The organism is Cereibacter changlensis JA139 (assembly GCF_003034985.1).
GTDB lineage: Bacteria > Pseudomonadota > Alphaproteobacteria > Rhodobacterales > Rhodobacteraceae > Cereibacter > Cereibacter changlensis.
This window is the reverse complement of sequence record NZ_PZKG01000020.1, coordinates 44,983-50,996: the sequence shown is the minus strand read 5'-3', so window position 1 is coordinate 50,996 and position 6,014 is coordinate 44,983. Positions and strand designations below refer to the sequence as shown.

The window sequence follows — 6,014 nt, the reverse complement described above, 5'->3', positions numbered from 1 at the left end:
GCGAGGCAGACCGCGCCGGCGGAGAGGGTCTGCTCGATCTCGGGCACCTTGTCGGAGGGTTTCGGGCTGGCGACCACCACCACCGCCAGATGCGAGGCCTCGAACTGGCCGCGGCCCTTGGCGCGGCGCTCCTCGTCCAGCCCCAGCGCCGCGCCGCGGGCATCGGCCAGGGCGGCGAGCCGCGGCATGGCGGGTTTCTCCAGCACGATGAAGCGCCAGGGCTCCAGCTTGCCGTGATCCGGGCTGCGCGCGGCGGCGGTCAGGATCGGCGCGAGCTCGGCGCGCGAGGGGGCCGGCAGGGCCAGGGTTTTCGCCGGGCGCGAGCGGCGGGCCAGCAGGAAGTCGAGGACGGCGGGGTTGGGGTTGGGCATCGGCGTCTCCTTTGCCGCGATCTTGGGGATCGCGGCGGCGGGGTCAAGCACAAGCCCGGCGCGGGGCCGCGATTTCCGGTCGCGGCCCCGCGCAGGTTGCCCGGCCCGCGCGGGGCCGGGCTGCCGTCACATCTCGGAGGAGGGCGCGCCGCCCTCGAAACGGTTGCCGTGGCGATAGTCGCAGGGGGCTTCCTGCATCTCCAGATGCAGGCGGTCCCCGGTATAGGGATGGGCGCGGGCCACATCCTCGTCGAACTCGATCCCGAGCCCCGGCGCGGTCGGCGGAATGATGTAGCCCTCCTCCCAGGTGATCGAGTTCCGGATCAGCTTCTGGTGGAAGCTGCCGCCGGTCTCGATCGTCTCGGCGATCAGCAGGTTGGGGATCGAGGCGGCGAAATGGATGTTCGCCGCCCATTCCACCGGCCCGGCATAGAGGTGCGGCGCCATCTCGGCGTTGAACACCTCGGCCATGGCGGCGATCTTCTTGGCCTCCCAGATGCCGCCGACCCGACCGAGCGCCGGTTGCAGGATCTTCACCCCGCCCATGCGCAACAGCGCGCCGAACTCGGCCTTGGTGGTCAGGCGCTCGCCCGTGGCCAGCGGCGTGCGGACGGAAGCCGCCACCACGGCGAATTCCGCCAGATTGTCCGGCGGGATCGGCTCTTCGTACCAGAGCGGCAGATAGGGGTCGATCGCCTGCCCGAGCCGGATCGCACCGGGGGTGGTGAACTGGCCATGCGTGCCGAACAGAAGGTCCGCCCGGTCGCCCACCGCCTCGCGGATCGCCTTGCAGAAGGCGGCGGAGCGGCTGATGTCGGACATCGCCGGCTCATGTCCGCCGCGGATGGTGTAGGGGCCGGCGGGGTCGAACTTCACCGCGGTGAAGCCCAGATCGACAAAGCGCAGCGCGGCTTCCGCGGCCATCTCGGGCGAGACCCAGAAATCGGGGTCGAGCTTGCCCGGCGCGGGGTAGAGATAGGTGTAGGAGCGGATGCGTTCGTTCACCATGCCGCCCAGGAGCGCCCAGACCGGACGGTTGCGCGCCTTGCCGAGAATGTCCCAACAGGCGATCTCCAGCCCCGAGAAGGCGCCCATGACCGTCGGGTCGGGGCGCTGGGTGAAGCCTGCCGAATAGGCGCGGCGGAACATCCATTCGATGTTCTCGGGGCTCTGGCCCGCCATGTGGCGCGCAAAGACATCTTCGATCACCGCCTTCATCGCCTTGGGCCCGACGGTGGAGGCATAGCATTCGCCATAGCCGACGATGCCGTCATCGGTGGTCAGCTTGACGAAGGTCCAGTAGCGGCCGCCCCAGCCGGGGGCGGGCGGGGCCACGGTGAAGATCTCGAGGTCGGTCAGGCGCATCATGCCTCCCTTGGGTGCTTGCGGCAGGGCAGGGGCGTCGCGCCCCTCGGCCCGCCGGTCTTCGTTGAGCCCTCCACCGGAGGGGTTTCCGGGTGCTTCTTACCCCGTCAGGGGGCATTTTGACAGGGAAGAAGGCTAGGTGGGCTCTACGCGGGGATCGCGCGGTCCCGCGACATGCAGGAGCATGGCAGCGACCATCATCAGCGCCGCCAGCAGAAACGGTGCGCCGGGGGCGAAGACCGGGGCGGCGGGGCCGGTGAAGGCGCTGAAGGCGCCGGTCATCACCAGCGGTGAGACGATCATGGCGATGGCGTTGAGCGAGGCGAGCACGCCCTGCAGCTCGCCCTGCGCGTCGGCGGGGGCGGCGCGCGACAGGATGGCCTGCAGCGAGGGGGTGACGACCCCGCCCAGCGCCGTGACCGGGGTGATCAGCAGCGCGGCCAGCCCCGAGGTGACGAGGCCATAGCCGGTCAGCGTGACGATATCGACCCAGATCCCCAGCACCACGGCGCGATGCTCGCCGAAGCGGGCGATGGCGGGGCGGACCAGCGCCACCTGACCCGCGGCGAAGGCGATGCCATAGAGCGCCAGCGAGGCGCCGACCATCCCCTCGCCCCAGCCGAAGCGGGCCTGCCCGTAATAGGCCCAGACCGAGGGGTAGACGTTCATGGCGATGCCGAGGATCAGGAACACCGCCAGCGGCCGCCGCAGCCCCGGCAGGCGCGACACCGCGCCGAGCGCGCCCAGCGGGTTGGCGCGGGCGAGGCTGAAGCGGCGTCGCGTGGCCTCGGTCACCGTCTCGGGCAGCACCCACCAGCCCAGCGCGAGATTGGCGGCGGCCATGGCGGCGGCGGCGAAGAAGGGCGCGCGGGTATCGACCCCCGCCAAGAGCCCGCCGATCGCCGGGCCGAGCACGAAGCCGATGCCGAAGCCCGCGCCGATCAGCCCGAAGCGCGGCGCCCGCTCGGCCTCGGGGGTGATGTCGGCGATATAGGCCAGCGCCGTGGCATAGGTGGAGGAGGCGATGCCGGCGATCAACCGGGCGAGCAGCAGCAGCGCCATGGTCGGGGCCAGCGCCATCAGCAGATAGTCCGCGCTCATCACAACCAGCGAGCAAAGCAGCACCGGCCGACGGCCGAAGCGGTCGGACAGGCTGCCGACCACCGGGCCGAACAGGAACTGCATCACCGCATACGAGGTGGAGAGGATGCCGCCCCAGAGCGCCGCCTGCGACAGCGAGCCGCCGGTGACCTCGGCGATCAGCCGGGGCATCACCGGAAAGATCAGCCCGATGCCGATGGCGTCGAGGCAGACGGTGATCAGGATGAAGGTCAGCGCGAGCTTCGGGCTGGCGCTTGGATGGGGGCTTGGCATCGGCAGGTCCGGCCCGGGGATCGGGACCGGGCGAGACTACCGGGCGCGGCCCCGGCGCGGAAGCCCATCGCAAGGGGCGGGATGACGCGGGTCCGGGGCGGAAGGCGGCTCAGCCGTGGCCGATGCTGTCGAGGAAGGTCACCAGCGCCGCGGCATATTCGGCGGGCCGGTCGAGCGACGGGATATGTCCGGCGCCGCGGATCAGCTGGAACCGGCTGCCGCGGATCAGCTCCGCCGTCTCGCGCACGAGATCGGGCGGGGTGGAGCCGTCCTCGCTGCCGGCGATGGCCAGCGTCGGCAGGGTGAGGCTGGCGGTGGTGGTGTAGAAATCGCTGCCCGCGATGGCGGCGGCGCAGGCGGCATAGCCCTCGGGGTCGCAGGCGATCAGCCGCTCGCGCCACAAAAGCCCCTCGGGGCTGTCACGGAAGGCGCTGGGGAACCAGCGCTGCAGCGTCGGGTCGGCCAGCGTGATCATCCCGTAGGCGCGGACCTGATCGATCCGCTCCTGCCAGATCTCGGGCGTGGCGATCTTGGTCGCGGTGCTGGTCAGCACCAGCGCGCGGATCTGGTCCAGCCGCTTCACCGCCAGCCCCTGCGCGATCATCCCGCCGATCGAGCAGCCGACGAAGACCGCCTCCTTCACCTCCAGATGCTCCAGCAGCCGTTCCGCGTCGCGGATCAGCGCCCCCATCGCATAGGGCCCCGAAGGCGTGTCGGAGCCGCCATGGCCGCGCAGGTCGTAGCGGATCAGCCGCAGCCCTTCGGGCATCAAGGGCAGGATGCTGTCCCAGATGCGCAGGTCGGAGCCCAGCGCATGGGCGAAGACCACCGGCGGGCCGGAGGGCTTGCCCTCGTCGCGGTAGTTCAGGCGGAGATCCGGGAGATAGGCGAGAGGCATGGCGGGCCGATGTTGCAGGGTGTCGGGAACAGCGAGTATCGGCTGGAAGCCTTGCGGGAAACTTACCCTTTTGTCTCAGTCGAGAAAGCGGGTCAGCGCCGCGGTGAAGGTGTCGGGGTCGACGTTGCCGCCCGAGGCCACCACGATCACCGCCTCGCCCTCGATCCGGTCGCGGCGGAACAGGGCCGAGGCCAGCGCCACCGCGCCGCCCGGCTCCAGCACCAGTTTCAGCCGCAGGAAGGCCAGCGCCACCGCCTCCAGCGCCTCGTCATCGGTGACGACCAGACCGGGGCCGCAGAGACGCTGCAGGATCGGGAAGGTGATCTGCCCCGGCTCCGGCGTCACGATGGCGTCGCAGATCGACCCCGAGGCGGAGGGGTTGCGGATCACCTCGCCCGCCGCGAGCGAGAGCGCCACATCGTCGAAGCCCGCAGGCTCGGCGGTGCGGACGCGCAGGCCGGGGGCGCGGGCCTCCAGCGCCAGCGCCACGCCCGAGGTCAGCCCGCCGCCGCCGCAACAGACGATGACATCGGCGCGGCTGATGCCCTCGTCGGCGGCCTGCTCGGCGATCTCCAGCCCGACGCTGGCCTGCCCGGCGATCACCAGGGGCTCGTCATAGGGGCGGATCAGCGTCAGCCCGCGCTCCTCGGCCAGCGCATTGCCGATGGCGTCGCGATCCTCGGTGGCGCGGTCGTAAAGCACGACCTCGGCCCCCAGCGCGCGGGTGTTGTCGATCTTGAGCCGTGGCGCGTCGGCGGGCATGACGATCACCGCCGGCACGCCATGCTGCCGCGCCGCCAGCGCCACGCCCTGCGCATGGTTGCCCGAGGAATAGGCGATGACCCCGCGCCGCCGCGTCTCGGGGTCGAGCGCCGAGACCGCCGACCAGGCGCCGCGGAACTTGAACGAGCCGGTGTGCTGCAGGCATTCCGCCTTCACGAAGACCCGCCGCCCGGCGATCTCGTCGAGGAAGGGCGAGGAAAGCAGCGGCGTGCGGCGGGCATGGCCCTCCAGACGGCGGGCGGCGGCTTCGATCATGGTCATATCGGTCATGGCAGGGCTTTCAGAAAGGCGTGGATCGCGGCGAGGCTTTCGGGCTCGTCGAGAAAGGGGATATGTGCGCGGTCTGGCACTTCGGCGCAGATCATGTCGGGGCGGCGGCGGCGCATCTCGGCGACGGTCGCTTCCGACAGCAGGTCGGAGTTCGCGCCGCGGATCAGCGCCAGCGGCAGCCCGGCGCAGGCGTCGAACAGCGGCCAGAGATCGGGCGTCTCGCCTTGGAAGGCGGCAAGGAAGGCCTCGCGCAGCGCCGGGTCATAGGTGATGCGCAGCCCCTCCGCCGTCGCGCGGTGATGCAGCCGCGCCTCGGCAAGCCAGCGCTCCGGCGGCACGTTGGCAAAGCCCGTCATCAGCCGGGGCAGGGCCTCGGCCAGCGCCGCGTGGCTGCGCGCGGCCGGGTTGCGGCCCACGTAATCGAAGATCCGCTCCAGCCCCGCCCGCTCGATCACCGGCCCCACGTCGTTGAGGCAAAGCCCCAGCAGCCGCTCCCTGGCCACCGCCGCCAGCATCATCCCGATCAGCCCGCCGCGCGAGGTTCCCAAGATCGCTGCCTGCCCGAGCCCCAGATGGTCGAGCAGCTCCAGCACGTCCCGCGCCTCCTGCGGCACGGTGTAGCTTGCCGCCCCGCTCCAGCTAGAGGCGCCGCGCCCGCGGTAATCCGGGCGGATCAGCCGGACGCCGGGCAGATGCGGCGCGAGATAGTCGAAGTCGCCCCCCGTGCGGGTCAGGCCGGGCAGGCAGAGCAGCGGCAGGCCCACCCCCTCGTCGGCATAGGCGAGGCGGGTGCCGTCGCTGGCGGTGAACTCACGGTGCGTCATCGGGTCTCCGGGCATCGGGGCGAACCTTGCACAGCTTTCCCCCGGGGGGAAGCGGGAAGGCGGCGATGCAGGCTTTGCTTGCCCCAGCGCCGCTCAGCGCCTAAACCCTCGGCGCGGGACAAAGAGGCG

6 protein-coding genes are annotated in these 6,014 nt (G+C 71.4%); all 6 read right to left on the bottom strand.

Annotated features, from left to right (window positions below):
• A partial coding sequence (locus C5F48_RS06790; RefSeq protein WP_181247676.1) for a nitroreductase family protein occupies nucleotides 1–371 on the bottom strand: 371 nt, incomplete at its 3' end.
• Nucleotides 372–497: 126 nt separating this feature from the next.
• Nucleotides 498–1,736 carry a mandelate racemase/muconate lactonizing enzyme family protein gene (locus C5F48_RS06785; RefSeq protein WP_107663156.1) on the bottom strand — a complete coding sequence of 413 codons (1,239 nt, stop codon included), beginning with the start codon at nucleotides 1,734–1,736 and terminating at the stop codon, nucleotides 498–500.
• A gap of 135 nt (nucleotides 1,737–1,871) precedes the next feature.
• Entirely contained in the window at nucleotides 1,872–3,110 is a 1,239-nt protein-coding gene (locus tag C5F48_RS06780) for a TCR/Tet family MFS transporter (RefSeq protein ID WP_107663152.1), read from the bottom strand.
• Between the two features lie 109 nt (nucleotides 3,111–3,219).
• Nucleotides 3,220–4,008 carry a 3-oxoadipate enol-lactonase gene (gene pcaD / locus C5F48_RS06775; protein WP_107663151.1) on the bottom strand — a complete coding sequence of 263 codons (789 nt, stop codon included), beginning with the start codon at nucleotides 4,006–4,008 and terminating at the stop codon, nucleotides 3,220–3,222.
• Between the two features lie 75 nt (nucleotides 4,009–4,083).
• Nucleotides 4,084–5,061 carry a threonine ammonia-lyase gene (locus tag C5F48_RS06770; protein ID WP_107663150.1) on the bottom strand — a complete coding sequence of 326 codons (978 nt, stop codon included), beginning with the start codon at nucleotides 5,059–5,061 and terminating at the stop codon, nucleotides 4,084–4,086.
• Nucleotides 5,058–5,885, bottom strand: coding sequence for an alpha/beta fold hydrolase (locus C5F48_RS06765; protein ID WP_107663149.1), 828 nt, complete (start codon nucleotides 5,883–5,885; stop codon nucleotides 5,058–5,060). Before C5F48_RS06765 ends, C5F48_RS06770 begins: the two co-directional genes overlap by 4 nt.
• Between the last annotated feature and the right edge of the window lie 129 nt (nucleotides 5,886–6,014).

Bases quoted from the DNA above. Each gene is read 5' to 3' on its own strand.
- C5F48_RS06785 (WP_107663156.1), bottom strand. From the start codon at position 1,736: ATGCGCCTGACCGACCTCGAGATCTTCACCGTGGCCCCGCCCGCCCCC.
- C5F48_RS06780 (WP_107663152.1), bottom strand. From the start codon at position 3,110: ATGCCAAGCCCCCATCCAAGCGCCAGCCCGAAGCTCGCGCTGACCTTC.
- pcaD (WP_107663151.1), bottom strand. From the start codon at position 4,008: ATGCCTCTCGCCTATCTCCCGGATCTCCGCCTGAACTACCGCGACGAG.
- C5F48_RS06770 (WP_107663150.1), bottom strand. From the start codon at position 5,061: ATGACCGATATGACCATGATCGAAGCCGCCGCCCGCCGTCTGGAGGGC.
- C5F48_RS06765 (WP_107663149.1), bottom strand. From the start codon at position 5,885: ATGACGCACCGTGAGTTCACCGCCAGCGACGGCACCCGCCTCGCCTAT.